The organism is Synechococcus sp. CBW1002, from assembly GCF_015840915.1.
Classification (GTDB): Bacteria; Cyanobacteriota; Cyanobacteriia; order PCC-6307; family Cyanobiaceae; genus CBW1002.
Genome location: NZ_CP060398.1, coordinates 3,562,339 through 3,582,003, shown reverse-complemented (window position 1 = coordinate 3,582,003; position 19,665 = coordinate 3,562,339). Strand labels below are relative to the sequence as shown.

Genomic DNA, 19,665 nt, shown 5'->3' with positions numbered 1-19,665 from the left:
GCCCCCGAGCGCCTGCGGGAGGTGCCCGGCATCGGCCAGGTGCGGGCCGGCCGCATCGCCCAGGCCTGGGCCGATCAGAAGGTGGTGCGCGAAATCATGGTGTTCCTGCACAGCCATGGCATCGGCACCGCACGGGCAGTTCGGATCTTCAAGACGTACGGGAACGGCGCCGTGCAGGTGATGGCGGAGAACCCTTACCGCCTGGCCCGCGACATCCGCGGCATCGGCTTCCGCACTGCCGATGCGATCGCCGCGCGGCTGGGCATCAAGCCCGAGGCGATGATCCGCCTGCGCGCCGGCATCAGCTACGCGCTGCTGGAGGCCAGCGGAGATGGCCACTGCGGCCTGCCCAGCGCCGAGCTGCTCCAACTGGCCGGTGAGCTGCTGGCGGTGGAGCGGCCCAGTGGACCCCTCGATGAGACCGGCGCCACCTCCCGGGTGCCCCTGGAAAGCGGCCTGATCGAGAGCGCCCTGGATCTGGAGCTGAGCGAGGGCTCCGTGGTGGCCGACACCCTGGGCGCTGAGCCGGCGATCTTCCTGTCGAACCTGCACCGCGATGAACGCCGCATCGCGACGTCCCTTCAGGCGCTGGCGGTGGGCACACCGCCCTGGGGAGCGATCGACGTGGCCAAGGCTGTTCCCTGGGTGGAGCAACGCCTGGGCCTGGAGCTGGCCGCTAGCCAGCAGCAGGCGGTCGAGCAGGCCCTCTCCAGCAAGGTGCTGGTGATCACCGGCGGCCCTGGGGTAGGCAAGACCACCTTGATCAACGCCATCCTGCGCATCCTGGCCGCCAAGAAGCTGCGCATCCTGCTCTGCGCCCCCACCGGCCGGGCCGCCAAGCGGATGGGCGAAACCACCGGGCTGGAAGCCAAGACGATCCACCGGCTGCTTGAGTTCGACCCGGCGGCCTTCGGGTTCAAGCGCAACGCCGAACTGCCACTGGAGTGCGATCTGCTGGTGGTGGATGAAACCTCGATGGTGGATGTGCCCCTGATGGCCTCCCTGCTGGAGGCCCTCCCACCGGAGGCGGGATTGCTGTTGGTGGGCGATGTGGACCAGCTGCCCTCGGTGGGGCCCGGCCAGGTGCTGGCTGATCTGATCAACAGTGGCGCGGCTTACGGAGGTGTTCCGCCAGGCGGCCTCCAGCCGCATCATCACCACCGCCCACGCCATCAATGCCGGCACCATCCCCGATCTGCGACCGCCGCCGGCTGAGGCCACCACCGACTTCTATTTCCTTCCCGCCGAGACACCCGAGCAGGCGGTGGCCCTGATCCTCAAGGTGGTGGGTGAGCGCATCCCGGCCCGCTTTGGCCTCGATCCGATCGCCCAGGTGCAGGTGCTGTGTCCGATGGCGCGCGGTGGTTGCGGGTCAAGGTCGCTCAACATCGAGCTGCAGCAACTGCTCAACCCCGATCCCACAGAGCAGGTGGAGCGTTTCGGCTGGCGCTTTGCCGCGGCCGACAAGGTGATGCAGGTGGCCAACGACTACGAGAAGGAGGTGTTCAACGGCGATGTGGGCACGGTGGAAACGATCGACGCCGATGCCAGTGAACTGACGGTGCGATTTGACGGCCGCGAGGTGACCTATGGCTGGGGGGAACTCGACAACCTGGTGCCCGCCTACGCCTGCACGATCCACAAGAGCCAGGGCAGCGAATACCCCGCCGTGGTGATCCCTCTGCTCACCCAGCACTACGCGATGCTGCAACGCAATCTGGTGTACACCGGCATCACCAGAGGCAAGTAGCTGGTGGTGCTGGTGGGCCAGAAGAAAGCGCTGGCGATGGCCGTGAAGAACCACCTGGGCCGCAGGCGTTACACCAAGCTCGCTGAGTGGCTCCAATGAGCGGCAGCCCCAGGGGAATCGGCCCCGCAGAGGGTGGAGCCGATTCAGCCATGGCATTCACAGCCACAGCCGGCGTGGCAAGGCTCACCGTTGGGGTGCCCTTTGGCGCAGACCTCGCTGCAGAACAGCAGGGCGCCGTTGCGGAACGGGCTGTCCTCTTGCACCGTGCAGTGGCAGCCCGGGCAGGCGCACTGCAGCGTGGCGGGTTTCTCCAGGGTCGTGGTCATGGCCTCTCATTGCTCCGTACCGATGAACCCAGTCTGCTGCCTTCGCCGGGAGGGAACGGCATGCCGTACTGACACGAAGGTCCAGCGGATCTATCCATGGATCAGAGGCCTCGACCAGGGCGGTTCCAACCAGTTCCCTGCAACCGGCCCAAGGGCGTCCGACACGGGGCGCCCTTCCCATTGGTGACCTCCTCTGCCTTCCTGCAGCAGCGATGCGATGCAGGCCTTTTGCTCTTCGTCGAGAAGGCCTCTCCTGTGTCTTCCACGGCCGTGCCATGCCTGCTCAGATGGGCAGACCTAGCGTTTGGTCAATGCCGCAGTGTGGGCCATGGCCGTGGTGAACCGCTGCGCGGTGGGGATCTACCCCAGCGGGCAACTGCTCGACTGGGCACGGGGACTTGAGCTGCATGTGGACGCTGCTGGAGCCAGAGAGCCCTGCCTGTACCTGATCCCTGACCACGACACCCAGGAAGAGGCCGAGGAGATCCTCGAGGAGGTCTACGAGGCAATTTTTGAGGCGGAGCTCGACTACTGGCATCGCGACACCGGCACCTGGCCGGCAGAGCGCACCTACGAGGTGTTCCGCAAATGGTTCGAGGTGCGCTTCTACCCCCTGATCCAGGACCTGGTGGACGAGGAACTCACCGGCACTGAGGTGGATGAAGAGTTCATCGGTGAGCTGCGCACGGCGCTGGAGGGGCTGGAGCCGCGCCCCTGAGTGAGGCGAAAGCGAAGGCTGGCCGCAGCTTGAGCTATGTGGCCAAGGTGCACTGCCGTTGCGCGGAAGCCATCGGCTACAACGGCAACCTGCTGGTGGGCAAGGCCTACACCGCCTTGCTCGATCTCAAGCCCGGCGATGAGTTCGAGATCAAGCTGGGGCGCAAGCAGATTCGCCTGGCGCCCGTGGGTGGAGCTGACGACGAGGAGTGAGCCAGGCGCCTGCGGGGCCGTCGCTCTCAGGGCAACGGAAGGAAGGGCTCGCACGACACCAGGAAGCCGCTGACATGGTCGAACCACTGGGCCAGCGCCAGCAGCTCGCGGGGCTCCCTGGCAAACCCCTTCTGGGAGAGAGCGGTGAGCTCGGCCAGGTTGTCGTGGGTGACCAGGGGCTTGCTGCGCTTGGCGGCATCGCAGGCAGCGACGAACTCCTCTCCCTGTTCGGCCAGGCACTGGGCGTAGGCCTCCTCAAAGGGCATTCCCTGCTCCTGCAGCCGCACGAAGACATCCAGTTCAGGCGGGAGCTGCTCCAGCCATAGGGCAAGTTCTGCACCGGCCCGATCGTGACTTCACCGCTGTTGAGGTGCATCAGCACCACGTTGGCTTCCAGGTTCCAGCTGGGGTGGGCGAGCAGCTTGCTGGCGGCGATCTGGAAGGACTCGCGGTAGGTAGTCCTCGACCAGGGCCTGGTGGATCTGAGCGAGGTCAGCCATGGCCAAGGGGTTGCACGACAAAGCCCGGTGACGAGGCCACCGGGCTTTGATCATGGTGTGGTGGGCGGAGCTGCTGACGCCGGCATCTGGGGCCAGGGGTCTATCGGGACGTTCCGTTGGGTCCGGGGCACCTGAGGCGGTGCAATGGACGGCACCAGGGTTGTTTCAGCAAAACAGCCGCGACACGCCAGGAACGTCAGTCATCCGTTGAGAGTGTTGGAGCAGGGGCCGGATCGTCAGCTCACTCCTGACGGTTGCTCAGGTGGGGTGTCTTCCATGCGGTGGAGCCTCCCGGGTGTTGATGGAGACACGATCGGACGACTGGCGGTGCAGGGCAATAGGGGTTTATGCCTGAGCGGGGGAGGGGGAGCGATCCATGGTCAAGCCGCAGGGCTGAATCCCGCTGGCGCTGCCAAGCTCTGGGCCCGAGCAGTTTGCAGATCAACGACCCCACTACCAGCTGCTGCTTACAAAGCCTGCCGGGCACTTGGAGCGACCGGGCGTTGGCCCACCTGATCCATGTGGGCATGAAACGGCTGACGCCGGATGAGGACTCAGGGCTAGGGATCGAGGCGGAGTACCAGGAGGCGGTGCGGTTGCATAGAGCTGGAGGGAGCAAGCCATGACCCTCTTGTTGATCCGCGCCGGTTCCCGCGGCGAGCAAGAGCATAAGTTCCTCGATGAGGATCGGGTGTATGTGACCTGGGACGGACTGGACGTTGATCTGGAGGATCTTCCTGATCGAAAGGCATTGATCCTGGCCCTAGAGGAGCGCTTCCCCGAAGAGAAGGCCAAAGCTCTGCTGAATTTTTCCTCTCAGGTCTGGCCGTTCGTGAAGGAGATGGCCATCGGCGACTGGGTGGTGATGCCCTCGAAGCTCCAGTCCGGCCTGTATTTCGGCGAGTTCACCGGCGACTGCCGCATTGAGGCGACCGGTCCGAACTCCTACTACCACTGGCGCGAGATCAACTGGTTCAGCGGCCTGATCCCCCGCACCGTCTCCCCCCAGGGCATGCTCTATTCCTTCGGGGCGTTCATGACGATCTGCCGGATCCAGCGCAACGACGCTGAGGCGCGGGTCAAGGCGATGCCCGCTCGCCATTGGAAAGCCGAAGGCGTGAAGGATTCCGCGCCGCGCACGCTGGCAGGCCCCCAAGGGAGTGCCGGCAGTGAAGAGGCGGCAGATGCAGCGAACGTCAACCTCGAAGAACTGGCGGCCGATCGCATCGAGCGACTGATCGGGGCCCGCTTCAAGGGCCACGAGCTGGCCTTGATGGTGGAAGCAATCTTGCAGGCGGAGGAGTACACGACCTATCGCGGCCCAGAAAGAGCGGATGGCGGCGCCGACATCCTGGCCGGCGGGGGTGAGCTGGGCTTCGGGAAGCCGCAGATCTGCGTTGAGGTGAAGTCAGGCACGGATCCGGTGGATCGGACCACGGTCGACAAGCTGATCGGCGCAGGGCAGAAGTTCGATGCAGAGACCTGCCTGTTCGTGAGCTGGGGTGGCTTCAGGCCCAATGTCCAGAAGGAGTTCGCACGGGATTTCTTCCGTGTGAGCCTCTGGAGTCGCAAGGAGCTGCTGGAGAAGCTGCTTTCCAACTACTCCGAGCTTCCCGAGGAAATCCGGCTTGCCCTGCCCCTGAAACGAGTCTGGATGGTGGTTCAGGAGGACGACTGAACGTCAGGCGTCGGCGCGGATGTAGCTGACCTCGCACCCCTTTACCATCCGTGCTTCCTGCATCACGGCAGCAGCATTGAAAGGAGAGAACTCAAACCACTGGAACAGATCGAGGCCCCGGTCAATAGTGATCTTCCAGCCGTGGTCTGTGGTGATGCTACGGGCGTGGAAATTGGGACTGGAGTCGAACTCCCAGGTAAAGGGCGTGCTCGTGCTGGCGAAGGAGTCCTGAACCTGGCCGAGGTTCTCCACCTGCTTCTCAAGCTTTTCCTTGCTGTCAGTCTCTGGACCGGTAATGAGATGGACAGTCACCTCATCACCGATGGGAGTGATATCATTTACCAGCCGCAGAAACTCCACCAGATTGCGTATCTGATGGAAGGCACGAATGTAGGGATCGCGAATGATGATGCCGCTGCAGCCCTGGAGATAGTCGGCAAAAAGGCGCCGGTAGCTCCAGCCCTTGGTGTTTTCAGGCACCACGAGGTGCTGCTCCTTGGGCTGGGCAGCAGTGGCTGACGGAGCTCCACTGACCTCGGTGACGACAGCTTCCACAGGTGCGGCGTCCGGTTGGGGCTTACCCTGGGCCTCAGGGGAGCGGGCACCTGGGTGCTCGCCTCCTGCACCGGGAGCTTCTGCCGAAACTGGCGCCGCCTCGCTACTGAGGGGGCGCAGACTCGCAAAAGCTTGATACTGCTGCTCCTCGGGCGTCAGCACCGTGACCACAGCACCACCAGCCAGGGGCCGATAGGCGAAGTCATGGGGCTTGAAAGTGTCATCAATCCGCAGGATCTGCTCCCGCACCCGACGCCGGCACTCCATGGCGAACTCCAAGAGCTCAGCGATCTCCTCCGGCGTGGCCTTGCTATCGGGGTGAATGATCTTCATCAGCCCGGAGAAGGTCTTCTCAAAGCCGGTCTGATCGCGAATCGACACCTCCGAGCTGATCTCGAAATGTGGCTTGTAGAGGCCAGTGTAGTCCTCAGTGCGCAGGTGCTTGAGAACTTCGGCGATGTAATCCACCACAAACCCATAGCCCGTGCAGTACAGTTCATTCCGCACCGGCTGCACCTCCCAGCCGGGATTGAAAGCGTGGATGCGATCAAGAAAGGCCGAGTCGATGTACTTGTCGGGCAGTGGTTCGTAGAAGTGGGAGTGCTTAAGCATGTAGGCCACCGACTTCTGGGTATTGCCCATGAACACCATCGAGGCCTCGGCAGAAAGCTGCTCGATGCCCCGCGAGAAAGTGCGGTTGGCCATGTAGTTCTTCATGATGTCCACCAGCGTCTTGTCGACTTTCTTGTCCTTGCCGGCGAACTCGTCGAAGCAGATGCAATCCCAGTAGCCCACTAGGCCGATCTTGCCGTTGGCGTTGCTCACAAAAAGCTTGGGGGCAGTGACCTCTGAACCCGAGATCAACATGCCGTGGGGCGAGAACTCAGCGTAGACGTGGGACTTACCAGTACCTTTCGGGCCCAGCTCAAGCAAGTTGTAGTTGCGCTCGCAGAATGGGATCAGCCGGATCAGGGTGAGGAGCTTGCCTCGGCGTGTGAACTGCTGTGGATTGAAGCCCACGCTCTGCATGAGCACGTCAATCCACTCGTCGGTAGTGAACTTGGCACGGGCTGACAGAAACTCATCGTGGTCGACGCTGGCCACCTGGATTGGCTTGAGACCTGCGATCTGCCAAGGGCTTGCATTGGTCTCGACTGGCAACTCATATTCCACATCGGTGATCGCCCAGACACCACCGACCAGCATTTTGGGGAATCGCTTGACATACGAATCATCGATGGGCACTTTCTTGAGCCCAAGATTCGTGAATTCGGCCTCGTGAAATCCGCCCTTGTCATTGAAAGTGACAGTAACTTTATCGATCACCTTGTGACTGCCACGGTCGCTGATTGTTGAGCGAACCAGCTCCGCCTGGTTGCGGTGCACGTAGTGCTTGGCCAGGATCCGTCGCACCGATTCCAGTCCTTCGGCGATCAGGGTTGGATCGTCGGTGGCGCAGTGCTGGCCGAGCAGGTACTCGAGCACATAGGTGGGTACCACCGCGTTCTGCTTGAGCTCGGTGGTCAAGTCCTTGCGCACCACCAGGCCAGGGAAGTGCTCAAGGATCTTCTGATCCAGAGGGGTATGGGCGGCAGGGGCCATGGCGGTCACCAGAAGGTGCGGCAGGGGAAGGTGGAGAGCTGGGGATCGGCGGTGAGCAGCACCAGGCGATCCAGTTCTGCCTGGGCAGCCAGCATGCGATCAAAGGGATCGCGATGGGGCTGGCTGTAACCGCCCGCCCGCAGCCCATGGGCCAGGGAGATCGGCAGCGCCTCGAAGCCATCGGCTTGCAGCAACCCCGGCAGATCGGCAATGGCACCGCTCAGTTCGGGCAGCTTGCCCTGGTGGTGCTTGAGGCTGAGCTCCCACACCGAGGCTGCGCTCACCAGCACTGGCGTAGCGGGGTCGCCGAGCAGCTCACGCACGGCGGTGGAGAGACGATCGGGATCGAACCACCACCACAGCAGAGCGTGGCTGTCGAGCAGGTAGGCGGCACCACTGCTCATGGCAGCGGCGCCTCCGGCAGCAGGGGGCTGGACTCCCAGCGCTCCAGTTCGCTTGGGTCCATGGGTTCGAGCAGCACGTTGGGCTGGGCGAGGGGCCCCTGGCTGCGCAAGCGCCCCGGGATGCGCTGGGGAACGGGCGGAGCCAGGGGCATCAATCGCGCCCAGGGCTTGCCGGCCTTGGCCAGCAGGATCGTCTCACCGGCATGGGCGTCATCGATCAGGCGGGAGAGGTGGGTCTTGGCCTGGTGCACGTTCACGACGCGGGGCGCCACGTGCTGCGTGGGCGGGAGCGATTCCATGGCGCCATCAGCAGACGACTCACTTAGTTTAGGCATGGACTAAGGCCATCAAAAGTCGTCGAAGTCGCTGCCGAAGGGCCGCTGCAGCTTCAGGTCCACAGTCTTGTAGGCCTGGGGCTGGCTGACACCCTCCAGCAGCTGCTCTAGTCGCAGCTCCAGGGTCTGGTTGTTGTAGTCCCCGGCCGCGTTGGACAGCTCCAGCACCACCTGCTGCTCCCGCTCGCGGGCTTCGCTGGCGGCGGAATCGAGCAGCACGGTGCGGTGGGCACAGAGCAGGGCCCCATCGGCCTTGGCGTACAGGCCGATGCGCAGCTGCAGCGGCAACCGCTTGCGGGGTTCCACGGGCTCCAGCTGGAACAGCCCGAAGCTCAGCTTGCCCATGGTGATCTTGGCGGGCACCCGCAGCAGCTCGGCCTCCACCACGCGGCTCTCGTCCTTGCGTTCCCGCTTGAGCCGGATCACCGGCACCACCACCTCCTGCAGGGAAGTGCCGCCGTGCACGAAGCGTGAACCGGAGCCCGAACGGGGATAGCGATCGAGGCCCAGCGGGAACACCGCTTCCCAGCTGCCGGTCAGACCCAGCTCCGCGGCGGTGAACACCTTCTGCCCGGCACTGGGCTTGATGCCACTGCCCAGGGCAAAGCGGCGGTTCTTGAAGGTGAGCTCTTTGGCCGCGGGGAACTCCGAGCGGTCGTTGGCATCCACCGGTTCCTGCTGGAAGAGGAAGCCGTGGTCGGCGGTGATCACGGCCTGGCTGCCCTTGAGGCTGCTGATCTTGCGCAGGATCGCGTCCAGCTCCTCGAAGGCCTGCTCCACCGCCTGGCAGGTGTCGGCTTCTGTGTCGCGCTTGTCGCCGATCCGGTCGATCCGGTTGTGAAACACCACGATCAGATCGTGCTCTTTGATCAGCTCGGCCCCTTCCTTAGTGGTGGGTAGGTTGAGGAAGTCTTCCGCCTGGATCGCCTTCGCACGGCCATTGGCGTAGGCCTTGAGGATCTTGTCGCGGTTGTCGGTGCCGGCTGCGCTCTGGCCGTCTAGCAAGGCCTTGGCCTGCGGGTCGTGGATATTGATGCCGAGCTGAGCACCGGGCAGCAGGGCTGCCATGCCCAGCTGGGTGTAACTGGGCAGCACCCCCAACAGAGCTTCCACCTCGGCCTTCCACCCCTTGCCCGCCTGAGCGTTGAGGCGCTCGGCGTAGTCGCGGGCGGCCTCGTAGCGCAGGGCATCGGAGATCACCACAAACAGGCGCTTGAGACTCTTGGCGCCCAGCGGTGCATGCAAGTAGCGCATGTGGAACTCCTTCTGCCGCGGCAAGGCCGTGGAGCTCCAGCTGCTGAGCTGACTCACCTGATCGCTCCAGCGGTTGGTGAGCGGCAGCAGCACGTTGTTCACGTACTGGTTCTCCAACCATTCCCGCAGCGGCTTGAAGAGGGTGGGCTGCTGGTAGGTGCGGGCATGGAAGATGCAGCGCCGGTAAGCCTGATCCAGCCGCCACCAGCCATTGCAATAGCGCTGCAGACCCTCCTCGAAACCGGGCACCTGCAGATCAGCCTTCGCCAGCAGTTGGCGGAAGCTGATCGCCTGCTCCAGGGCACGGTAGCCGTGCAGGTGCTTGTCAAACCAGCAGGAGCTGCTGCGGTTGCGGATCGCATCCAGCAGCTCGGCGTCTGAGGCGTCGCTCTGGAAACGCTGCAGCAGGCGGCTGAGCACAAAACGCTCGATCAGCTCATAGCTGTCGTCGTCGTCTGGGTCGTAGCTGTCTGGCGCGTCGTTGAGCTGCTCCTCCACGCGCAGCACACCGGCGAGGTGATCGCTCCACTGCTGAAAGGCACTCCTTGCGCTGAGGCTGTCCTTCCAGATGCTCAGGAACACCCGGGCGTGGGGCAGCAGGCCGCCATCGGGCCCGATCGAGCTCACGCTGTTGAACAGGGCAACGGCGAAGTCGCGCAGGTTGGGCTCGGGGCTGGCGTAGCCGAACTTCTCGCCAACCGCCTTCCAGAAATAGCTGCTCAGCTGGTGGTTTCCATAGAGGGTCTCCACCGGGTCGTCGCCATCGGGGTTGGCCGGAGCCAGCTGCCCGAAGGCATGCAGCAAGAGCTTGTCGATATCGGGCGGCTGCTTGGCCAGCACGGCGAGCATCTTGAGCCGAACGGCGGCCTTGTCGTCGTTGGGACGCCGCAGTTCCTTGAGCTTGGTGGTGCGCACCGATGAGCGGAAGAAGGCCTTGTGCTCCTGGGCCAGCTCTTTGAACTCCAGTGTCAGCCCCGCTTCCTGGATGTCGAGGGAGGCGCGATCAGCCGTGAACTCATGGCCCGCCAGCAGCAGATCCAGCAGCCAGTTATCGGGTTCGGCTGGTTTGGGCGAAGGGATGTAGAGCAGGAAGCGCTGGTCGAGGGGGGCGCGGCTGACCTGCACTTTCACGGAGAACTCGTTGTTCTCCACCCGCAGCTTCTCGGCTTGTCCGGGCTGGTAGTCGTCGAATTCGGAGGCCCACTCACCGTTGGGGTCGTACCAGAGCACCACGCGCTTGCGGGCGAGAGCTGCTTCGAGGCTCTCGTGGATGCGGCTGGTGGCGGCAGGGGAGCGGGTCATGGGCAGGTATTGCCAGATCGGCCAATACATGACCAGTATTGGCTGGCTGACGCCCGTTGCCAATACGTCGAGCCATGGCGCTGCCCAACCTCTGGGGCCTGTACAACCTGCGCTCGTCGCCCTTCTTCCAGGCCACGTTGCGGGCGGATTCGGAGGCGACGCCGCTGCGGCTGTTTGTGGGCCGGCAACGGGAGCGGCAGCTGCTGCTCACCACGATCGGCAGCAGTGCCAGCTCCCGCCAGGCCGTGGCCGGCCGGCCGGGGATCGGCAAAACCACCCTGGTGCAGACGGTGAAGGCCGATGCCCAGGCGGAGGGGTACTGGAGTTCCGACGAGATCATCCCCATCAGCGCAGAGGGGGCCAGCGAGCAGTTGTTGGGGCAGCTCCTCTCGGGTGTGTATGACGCTGTTCTGGCCAACTGCCCCACGGCAGCGGGGCCTGAAGTGGAAGCCGCCCAGCAACTGGTCCGCAGTATTCGCCTGCGGGGCGGCGGACTCACGGTGTCGGCCTTTGGTGTGGGGCTTGGCGGTAGCCAGAGCGAAATCGTGGCCACGCCACCAGGGGCCTTGCTGCTGGATGGACCGCGGGTGTTGCGTGATCTGTTGCGTTACGCCATCGCCCGTGGCGCACGCGGCATCGTGCTGCACCTCAACAACCTCGAAAATCTCAGCGAGGCAGACGCGTCGCGGGCGGCGGATCTGCTGCGGGGGATCCGCGATCAGGCCCTGCTGCACGACGGCCTGCATCTGATCGTGGTGGGCACCACCGATGCGGTGCGCACGGTGGTGCAGAGCCACACCCAGATCCGCTCGGTGTTCAGCAATCCCCTGGTGCTGGAGCCTCTGGATCTGACTGAGGTGAAGCAACTGCTGGCCAATCGCTACGAGGCCCTGCAGCAGGATCCCGCCAAGCCATGGCGGCCCCCCGTGACTGATGCCGTGGTGCAGAAGCTTTACGAGCTGTTCCGAGGGGATCTGCGCGGCCTGTTGAAGGCCCTGGAAGATGGCATCACGGCCTTGCTGGGCCTCACGAGTGCCGGCGCCGAAGTGGCGCCGGTGGGGCTGGGCGATCTGCTGCTCAGCCTGCGACAACGCAACCAGGCGGAGCTGCAGGAGCAGCTGGGCGATACAGCCTGGGAGCGGTTGGTGGCCTGGGCACAGGTGGATCCCGCCTCGATTCAGACGCAGGCCGAGTTGGTGGGGCTGTGGGCTGTGAAGCAGCCCTCGGTGTCGCAGACCCTGCAGCAGCTGATCGAGGCCGGTGCCGTTGAGGCTTTGCCGCGTCGTGGACGAGAGGCCATTCAGTACCTGATGACTGGTACGGCCAGGCTGGCGCTGTAGGCAGTCGTGAGATGTGCCGATCTCAGCGACGGATGTCGAAACTGAACGATGGAGCATGACGTTCAGACCCCACCCTCACGATCAGTGGCGTAGAGCTGCTGGAGACAACTCTTGAGCTCAAAGCGGTAACTCGAGAGGCCTTCCACTAGCTCCTTGTTGCTGGCTTCGCGGGCGAGAACCACGTCACGAGCTGCGTTGAGGCGTTCCACGATGACCCCAACCACCGGCAGGTCGTACTCCTGTTGATAGATGTCCTGGACCTGGGCAGCCATGGCCTCGGCGAGCTTGCGGATCTGCGACCGGGCCTCACTGAGCTGCTGATCTGCCTGGCGCTGCTTCTCCACGACTTTGGCCTCCTCATTAACATGGTCATAAACCGAATAGGCAGCCATGGCGATGCTCAGAATCCCAACGGCCTGCCCAAGACCCTTGGCAATGTTCACCGCTTCCCACGGCCGGAAATCCTTACCAAGGAACTTTCCAACGGTATAGACAAGTTGATGCCCAGCCGTGCCTGCAACCTGGCTCGAGGTGGTCATGATTCCACCAGGAAAAGCAAAGTTTTCTGCTCCCCTGTCAAGGAGATTCTTTGCAATATCTTTGATGGGATTGACCTTCGCGCCACTTTCTTCGCCTCGTCTAGGGACAGTCCCTTCCATGCCGGCTTCAACGCTGGCGAAGTACTCCGCCACGAAGGGTTCGCGGGCGAAGTCGTCGAGCTTGCTCTGGAGTTGTGCATAGGCTTCTTGGAGAGTGCCATTGAGATCGTCAAATGCCGACTTGTTGATCTCTTCACATTTGACCCGGAAGCTCGATGTGGCCTGATTCTCCTCTTCTCCCAGCTCACCACTGAGAAGCTGCTCGCCTAGCAATTGCACGTGCTGCACCACACCGGTGGAGATTCGGCGCACTTCGGCGGCGGTGCGTCGTTGCTGACTCTGCACAATGCGCAGCTGCTGATTGAGCAGAAAGAGTTCCGGGTTCTGCTGAAAGGTTCCATCCGGTAGGGTGCCAAGGGCCTCGTCGATGGTGGTCAGTCCGAGGCGAATAGGTGGGTCAAGCCGCGCCAGCAGACCCTGTTGTTTTACCCACCCATTGAGCTGCTGAATGAATCCCTCGAAACGACTGAACTGCACCAGGATGTCGTCGCCATCCGCCACCCCCTCGCGAAAGTCCTGAGCATCGATGAAGGCATGGTTGAAGCCGTTGAGGTGATGGGGGGCGAGGGTACGATCGATGGAGACGGTCAGGTTGTTGATGTAGTCGTCAGTGTCCTCCACATCTGCCATCGAGAGTTTGTTAATCACCAGGAAGATCTTGGGCGCGAAGCCATTCTCAAAGGCCAACCGCCGGAAGTCAGCCGCGGTGACGGTGTCGAACAAGTTGGTGGTGAGGCAATAGACGATCAGATCAGCATCACGCAGTGCTTGCTCAGCCTTAGCGGTGTGATCCGGACGATCGGCAAACAGGCCTGGTGTGTCCCAGAGCTCGATCTCACGCCAGCGGTAGGCCTGCACCTCATCGGTTGCCACATCGGCGGAGATGTGGATGTCGCTGCGGCCGGTGAGAGCCGAGATGATGGTGGATTTCCCTGCGCTGTACTGGCCGCTGAAGGCAAGGCTGAGCAGCGCCCTCTCGCCTAAGGCAAGACGCTGCTGTTCCAGGGCGTTGGCTTTCTCCTGAAGAGAATGTTCGCCACGGGCTAGTAAGAAGGCCTGAAGGCTATCAAGGCTGGATTGAATCCGGCGTTGCAGTTCTGGAAGTTGGAAGGTGGCCATTGCAGAGAAAGAGAAGGGGGAGATGTCAGTCGAGGGAAGTGATGCTTTGCAATAGCTCGGCTTGTGTGATCAGGAGTTGCTCACGAAAGGCCAAGAGGGCTGCGCTGCTGCCACCTAACGCCTGGGCAATGGCTGCGGCTACCTGATCTCGCTGGTTTGAGATGGCCTCATCAAATTGCTGGGCCATGTTGGCCCTAGGGTTCTGGAGGCTTTCGAGCAGTTTGTCTTTCAGAGCTCTCTGGGCCTCTCTGCGGCGTTGATCACCACCGGGAATGAGCCAATCCATCAGCATCGGCGCAAAACCAGCTAGCAGACTCCCCAGCCAGGCAAATGGCTGAATCGGGCTTGGGACAAACATGAAGACCGCAAAGACTCCGGACAAAATCTTGAACCCAAGTTTGACGTTGCTACGCAGGGCTTCCTCGAAGCCAATATCCAGGTCAAACTCCAATCGGCTGTGGAGTGTTGCCGCACCCACCTGAAATAGCAACCGATCGCGTATGTCGTTCTGAAGGGCATCGAGGCGCATGGCCAGTTCCTCCTTCAGCCAGGCCGTCAGATCATCCACCTGGCTGGTCAGTCCAAATCGTTCCAATTCGGCTTTCCAGCGCCGCTCGATCTCCTTCCCGTTCCGCCGGTAGTTGTCAGCACTGAAGCTCGTTGCACGCACATCGAGCGCCTGAAAGATGGCTTGGATGCGGTTGCGCACCTCACGCTTCAGGTCGGCGAAGATCTCCTGCACCTGCTTGGCCGTGCTGTCCTGGGTCTCCTGGAAAACCCGCGCCTGGTTCGCGAGGGACGCCTCCAGCGCGGCCAGGTCGTGGACGATGCGTTCCAACTCCTGGCGCGGGTTGGCACGAAGGGTCCGACGCCGCAGCTCCGGTGCTTGGCGTGTGATCAACCCATCGATGTGTTCGAGCACCTGATCGAGACGGCTGAGCTCTCGCCAAGCCTCCGCTTCGATGGGGTCTTCAGCCTGCGTGGCCTTGAAGGCTGCCTTGGCATGGATGGGAAGGATCGGTACCCTGGCGGCCTCTTCTTCCCCGATGGCCTGGGCGAGATCACGCCGAATGGCCGCGATGTTGCCGCTGATCGATTGCTCACCCTGCTTGGCGAACTTGGCATCAAGACGGCTGCGCAGCCGATCGATTCCCCCCTGAAGGCCCACCTTCACGTTGAGCAGCACGAGAAACGCCTTGCCGCGCCGATGGAGCTGCTGCATCAGCTCTCTGGTGCAGGGCACGTTGGAATCACTGTCGATCACGAAGCAGACGAGATCGGTTTCGGGGAAGATGGCGCGGGCCACTTCCGTATCGCGGAGGGCGGCTTGCTCGAAGTTTTCACCCTGGCCCCCCGCTGCACCGATGCCAGGGGTATCGATCAGACGGATACCATGGAAGTTGTAGGCGCGGTTGTAGCGGGTGAAGCCCTGCTGCCCGTTGCCGATGGCCCCCTGATCCCGGCCCGTGAGAGAGGCGATCAGGGTGCTTTTGCCCGCCATGGTCCGGCCGATGACGGCCATGCAGAACTGTTTCAGGCTGCGCTGCTTAGCGAGAAGGTCGTTGCGGAGACCGTCTAGATCCCGCTGAACGATGCGCTCCAGGCGTTCCTGCACCGTGGTGAGCAAGGCCTCCAATTGCTCTTGGCTGTCTTTCGGCAGGTCAGAGGCCAACAGATCGCTGGTGATACCAGCGAAACTGTCCTGAAGGGATTGCAGGGATTGCGCAGCGCTCTCCAGGGTTGCCTGCGTCTGAGGCATCAGCTCCGCCGTGAGCTGGCGCATCTGCTCCAGGCTGGATCTGTAGGCACGGTGGTTGAAGAGGGTCTGGCGGCGCCAGAGCTTCACCCGCTCCCCCTGGCCAGCCCTGGAGGTCACGGCATCCACGGTCGCCAGTCCCAGAGCGCGCTCCGCAAAGCGGAGCAGTCGCACCCGTTTCCTGGGGGCAGACTTCGGCTGGTTGAGCTTGTCCCGCAGGGCTGTTGTGCGTTCGCGAGCCTCGTTCAACCGGGTGGCAACCGAGGGGGGGAGCCGCTGCAGTCCCTGGGCCAGGCGGGCAAGCACCTGCTCCTCGCGGGGATCGGTGTGGTCATCAATGGCGGCAAGGTCGGCCATGAGGCACAGCAGGGATTCCTGCTCATCGCTGGTGAGCCTCCGGAGGGCCTGCAGGTCCACGGCGGGATCGTCGTGGGCTGTCATCAGCCGGCTGCTGAACACATCGGGATCGAGTTCCCGTCGCTGCTGGTAGCTGAGGAACCAGGGGTGCTCTGCGAGCACTTCGAGCTCATGGACGTCCACCAGCTGATCAGCGAACACCAGCTCAGCAACGGCTTCCTGGACGGGATCAGGCATGACTCAGTCCTCCTTCGCCGCCAGCCCAGGGATCGGTGCCAGCACGTCCTGCAGCTTGAGGTAGTTCACCTTCACCCCGTCATCGAGATCGAGCTCGATGCGCTGCTGGGCCAGGGGCAGGAGGGCGTCTTGCTCCCAGGCCTCGCATTCCTTAAGCACCTTGGTGATCTTCTCTGCCTCCTTGCGGGCTGCCGTGCGTTCGCGGGTGGGGAGCCCATCGTTGAGTTGGTCGAGACCGAGCTGGGCCAGCCGAGCTTCCAGCTTCTGCAGGTAGGGCCGGAAGTAGTTGTTGAGCACCTGGTTAAGGGTGTCCTTGGTGTAGCGGTGCAGGTAGATCAGGCAAGCGAAGCCCTTCTTGGGGCTCTGCACCATCCAGTAGATCGGCCGCTTCTTGTAGGTCTGCAGGTGATCTTTGTAGAAGTCGCTGCAGAAATATTTGCGGATATCTTTGCCAAGAGACTCTTCGATGAAGCGTAGATTATCGGTGACGGTGCTTTCGGGGAAGGTGACCTCCAGGAACTCGCGGGTGCGGGCGACGATGTCGTCTTCGAACCACTCGCCGTCGAGCACAGGGATGATGGCATCGGCATCGGGCCTGAATTCGACTTCACTCAGGGGCTTGCCGACTTTTTCTTCGTAGGCAGCAAGTTGGGCGGCCTGGCTGTCGCGGGAGTCGGCCAGGATCAGGCCCGGCTGATCGAGGCTGTAGCGGCCCATCATGCAGCCGATGGCGTATGAGAGAAAGGCCCCAATATCCTTTCGTTGTTCGGCGCATGCAAGAGTGATCTGGTCCTCCGGTACTTCGGGCTTCAGCTCACCGTTAAGGCCGTAAGCTGCGATATAGAGACTGTTATTCTCCGTCTCCAGCTCCTGCATCCGGCGAATGGCGGCGGCGCTCTGCAACTCCCAGTTCCGCCAACTTGTGGCCAAAGTCTGTCCCTTCAACTCCGAGTTCAGCAAAGGCAAGCGCGCGAAGTCCCAGGACGCCTCGAAGTTATTCCAGTCGATGCGGGCGAGGGATACCAGACTTTCAATTAGATCTCTGTGGCTTGAAGGCCGAGGGTCAGGCAAGAGTGGCAGCGACGCAATATGCCCGACCTCAAAGTTTAGAGTCGGAGAAATAGTCTTAAGGATTACTTGGGCAACGAGACTATTGGCAAAACCAAGCACGTCTAGGCTCTCTCCGTGAGAGTTGCTGAAGACAGAAGTCCCAGCAACATCAAAGATAAAACCTTGCGGGAAAAACCTAAAAGCCGGAAGGCCACTACTTATTTTTGACCATGATATAGAGGGGCTAAAGTAGCGGTCAGAATTCCTGATGTACGATCTAGGGCTTCCGTCCTGAAACTTGAAATTGCGAACGCGAGATCCGTCCCTTTCCCAGTCAACAACGAATTCCTGATTACCGTACCATCGCCTAAAGTCACCACCTTTATTATAGGGAAACCACTTTCTGAGGCTCTTGGCGGCCTCTTCCCTGCTTGGAATAAGAAATCCCATTTTTTCGCTATCGACTTCATGCCAGCACCTGACAAATCTTGCATTTTCGCCTGTCTGAAGCCCAACCCGTGGCTCTGATTTTGAGCCGAGAGGAGTTCCTGCCTCAAAAACTTCCCTGATGCTTGCAGTTGCCCAATATGCAATAGGGGATCCGGGAATCCTTCTGAAGTTATCTGAGTCTGCCCGAAAAAACCAGCCGCACTGGGGATTTGAGATGGCTTCCAGAGTCCGTGGACCTTGGTTTTCACTGCCTCGAAAGTCCGACAAGCGGACATATCCACCAAGGAAGCCCTTTTGGCGGCTGTTCTGAAGAGAAAATGCACAGATTGGAACTGTAGCCCCATCAAATCCCGAGTATTCTAGTTGCACCAAAGACGTAATTGTTGCATGAACAATGAGCCTGGCCCTCAACTTTTCATACGAAGAGATAAACATCCAGACGAATGGCGTCATGAACCCAAGGAATCCCTTGGAGAGCGTTAGCGTTAACGACCGAGCAATGAAACCGGCAAACAAGTCCGATTTGTAGTCTGCAAAGTTCTCTTGCAGGAACTGCTTGACAACAGGATTCATTCCCTTCCCGCCCATGTAAGGTGGATTGGCGGCAATGACGTGGTACTTCTGGGTAAGCGTCTCGGCTTGATTAAGAACACGTAGAACTTTGCGGTGCGTTTCACGCAAGAAGATCTGATCGTCTAAGTTTTTCCTCTCCATAGCTAGGCGCACGCTGGCAACCTCCTGTTCGTTCAGGCAGGGCTGTATGAGAGAGCCGAAGGCCTGTGCCTCCTCAAACTGACGAAGTAGCTTGAACAGGGTGTGATCGAACAGCTCTCCGAGATCTAGGGCCTCGATATAGTTATTGAGCTCGTGTGCTTGAAACCGAAGATTCTGAAGCTCAATAATTCGAGGGCGCACCAGCTGCTCCGGCTGGAGAAATCGACGGGACTTTTCACGACCCTTCAAGACAAGGGCTAGTTCGGCAAGCTGGGCGGCGCGAGGACATATCTCCAGTCCGGAGAGATTGTGCTGGAGAATCAATCCAGGGATTTCGCTGGGGGCGTAGCCTTCCTCCTCGTAGATGAGTGTGAGCAAGTCGAAGGCGTAGGTGAGAATGTGTCCACTGCCGCAGGCAGGATCCAGCAGCTTGATTTCCTCAGGCTTGCTGATCTTCAGGAATTCGGTTTCTGTCTCGCCTTCGATGTAGTAGGGCATCTGCTCGCGCAGCTTGGAACCAGGTCGGTTCAGCAGCCAGAGTCGGCCAAGGGAGTTCTCCACCAGGTAGCGCACGATCCAGTGGGGCGTGAACAGCTGGGTGACAGCTGGGATGTCTTCAGTGGGCACCGCCTTCTTGCGGGCCATGACCTCATCTTTCTTCTCGGCGATATAGAACTGATACAGCCAGCCCAGAATCTCCACATCCTGGCAGTCGTCATCGCTGATCTCACGTCGGAAGCCACCTGCAATCGATCCCTCGCTCAGCAGGTCGTCGGGGAGCAATAACTCGCTGGCATCATCGAGACCTTCAAAAAGATTGTGCAGCAGCTCGTGATAGAAGCGACACGTTGACAGCACAAGCTCGCGATACACCTCGCCCTGCGGGTCGGCACCAGCGATCGCGGTTTGGATCTGTTCATCGAGCAGCCCATGTAAACGGCTTTCGTTGGTGTGGCCTTTCAGAGCCGCAGGCAGGCTCCCCGCCCGCATCAGCTTGAGCAGTTCCGGCTGCGTTTCACCTTCGGCTGCTGGCATCAACACCTTGCAGCCAAACGGGTGCCAGCCCCGGGCATCGAGATAGCGCAGCGCACACAGCCGGTTGAACCAGGTGTAGGCCACCCGTTCCAGCAGTTGATCTCGGTTCTCCCCTTCCTGCGCGCGCAGTTCAGCGATTTGCCTGGCGTAGGTACTGAGCGTGTCAGGCGTCTGGCTGTTCAGGAGTAGATCGAGCTTGCGGCCCACCGCCTCCAGCAATTGCCGCCGCATTGCCGGGGCAAAGGTCTTCAGGGCAGCGGTGTTGACGGGCATGGACTGGGAGTAGATCGGTGGGTGGTTTGAAGGAAAAAC

At 61.6% G+C, this 19,665-nt stretch carries 14 protein-coding genes and 1 pseudogene; 6 read left to right on the top strand and 9 right to left on the bottom strand.

Going from position 1 to position 19,665, the window contains the following annotated elements; translation table 11 throughout:
• The first annotated feature begins 21 nt into the window (after positions 1-21).
• Positions 22-1,215, top strand: coding sequence for an AAA family ATPase (locus H8F24_RS19775; protein ID WP_231597946.1), 1,194 nt, complete (start codon positions 22-24; stop codon positions 1,213-1,215).
• Complete coding sequence (locus tag H8F24_RS19770; protein ID WP_231597945.1) at positions 1,106-1,750, top strand: ATP-dependent RecD-like DNA helicase; 645 nt, start codon at positions 1,106-1,108, stop codon at positions 1,748-1,750. Before H8F24_RS19775 ends, H8F24_RS19770 begins: the two co-directional genes overlap by 110 nt.
• A gap of 143 nt (positions 1,751-1,893) precedes the next feature.
• Here H8F24_RS19770 and H8F24_RS17610 read toward each other — a convergent pair whose 3' ends face one another.
• Positions 1,894-2,076, bottom strand: coding sequence for a metallothionein (locus H8F24_RS17610; RefSeq protein ID WP_197170396.1), 183 nt, complete (start codon positions 2,074-2,076; stop codon positions 1,894-1,896).
• A 304-nt stretch (positions 2,077-2,380) separates the two neighbouring features.
• Between H8F24_RS17610 and H8F24_RS17605 the strand changes: the two genes are divergently transcribed.
• Both H8F24_RS17605 and H8F24_RS17600 read left to right on the top strand, forming a co-directional pair.
• The gene (locus H8F24_RS17605) at positions 2,381-2,794 is read left to right on the top strand and encodes a hypothetical protein (RefSeq protein WP_231597944.1); all 414 of its coding nucleotides are present in this window, start codon (positions 2,381-2,383) and stop codon (positions 2,792-2,794) included.
• Positions 2,764-3,006 (top strand): annotated as a pseudogene (locus tag H8F24_RS17600) (AbrB-like transcriptional regulator); the annotation flags it as partial. The gene H8F24_RS17605 and the pseudogene H8F24_RS17600, both read left to right, overlap by 31 nt.
• Positions 3,007-3,032: 26 nt before the next feature.
• On the opposite strand, the gene H8F24_RS17595 reads toward H8F24_RS17600, so the two are convergent.
• The gene (locus H8F24_RS17595) at positions 3,033-3,272 is read right to left on the bottom strand and encodes a hypothetical protein (RefSeq protein WP_197170394.1); all 240 of its coding nucleotides are present in this window, start codon (positions 3,270-3,272) and stop codon (positions 3,033-3,035) included.
• 856 nt (positions 3,273-4,128) lie between these two features.
• Between H8F24_RS17595 and H8F24_RS17590 the strand changes: the two genes are divergently transcribed.
• Complete coding sequence (locus H8F24_RS17590; protein WP_197170393.1) at positions 4,129-5,184, top strand: restriction endonuclease; 1,056 nt, start codon at positions 4,129-4,131, stop codon at positions 5,182-5,184.
• Positions 5,185-5,187: 3 nt separating this feature from the next.
• Here H8F24_RS17590 and brxL read toward each other — a convergent pair whose 3' ends face one another.
• Genes brxL through pglZ form a run of 4 tightly spaced genes read right to left on the bottom strand, consistent with a single transcriptional unit; the run spans position 5,188 to position 10,636 of the window.
• The gene (gene brxL, locus H8F24_RS17585; protein WP_197170392.1) at positions 5,188-7,341 is read right to left on the bottom strand and encodes a BREX system Lon protease-like protein BrxL; all 2,154 of its coding nucleotides are present in this window, start codon (positions 7,339-7,341) and stop codon (positions 5,188-5,190) included.
• A gap of 5 nt (positions 7,342-7,346) precedes the next feature.
• The gene (locus H8F24_RS17580) at positions 7,347-7,745 is read right to left on the bottom strand and encodes a type II toxin-antitoxin system VapC family toxin (RefSeq protein WP_197170391.1); all 399 of its coding nucleotides are present in this window, start codon (positions 7,743-7,745) and stop codon (positions 7,347-7,349) included.
• A complete protein-coding gene (locus H8F24_RS17575) occupies positions 7,742-8,044 on the bottom strand; it encodes a type II toxin-antitoxin system Phd/YefM family antitoxin (RefSeq protein ID WP_197170390.1) in 303 nt (100 codons plus the stop codon). The genes H8F24_RS17580 and H8F24_RS17575 overlap by 4 nt, the downstream gene beginning before the upstream one ends.
• A 48-nt stretch (positions 8,045-8,092) precedes the next feature.
• Complete coding sequence (gene pglZ / locus H8F24_RS17570) at positions 8,093-10,636, bottom strand: BREX-1 system phosphatase PglZ type A (protein ID WP_197170389.1); 2,544 nt, start codon at positions 10,634-10,636, stop codon at positions 8,093-8,095.
• 74 nt (positions 10,637-10,710) lie between these two features.
• Between pglZ and H8F24_RS17565 the strand changes: the two genes are divergently transcribed.
• Positions 10,711-11,976 (top strand): ATP-binding protein, encoded by a 1,266-nt coding sequence (locus H8F24_RS17565; protein ID WP_197170388.1) that lies wholly within the window; start codon positions 10,711-10,713, stop codon positions 11,974-11,976.
• A gap of 62 nt (positions 11,977-12,038) precedes the next feature.
• On the opposite strand, the gene H8F24_RS17560 is transcribed toward H8F24_RS17565, so the two are convergent.
• The 3 genes from H8F24_RS17560 to pglX all read right to left on the bottom strand — a co-directional run bounded on the left by H8F24_RS17560 (position 12,039) and on the right by pglX (position 19,626).
• Positions 12,039-13,754 (bottom strand): GTPase domain-containing protein, encoded by a 1,716-nt coding sequence (locus tag H8F24_RS17560; protein ID WP_197170387.1) that lies wholly within the window; start codon positions 13,752-13,754, stop codon positions 12,039-12,041.
• A gap of 25 nt (positions 13,755-13,779) precedes the next feature.
• Positions 13,780-15,537, bottom strand: coding sequence for a GTPase (locus H8F24_RS17555; RefSeq protein WP_197170386.1), 1,758 nt, complete (start codon positions 15,535-15,537; stop codon positions 13,780-13,782).
• Positions 15,538-16,107: 570 nt separating this feature from the next.
• Positions 16,108-19,626 carry a BREX-1 system adenine-specific DNA-methyltransferase PglX gene (pglX, locus tag H8F24_RS17550; protein ID WP_197170385.1) on the bottom strand — a complete coding sequence of 1,173 codons (3,519 nt, stop codon included), beginning with the start codon at positions 19,624-19,626 and terminating at the stop codon, positions 16,108-16,110.
• Positions 19,627-19,665: the final 39 nt, after the last annotated feature.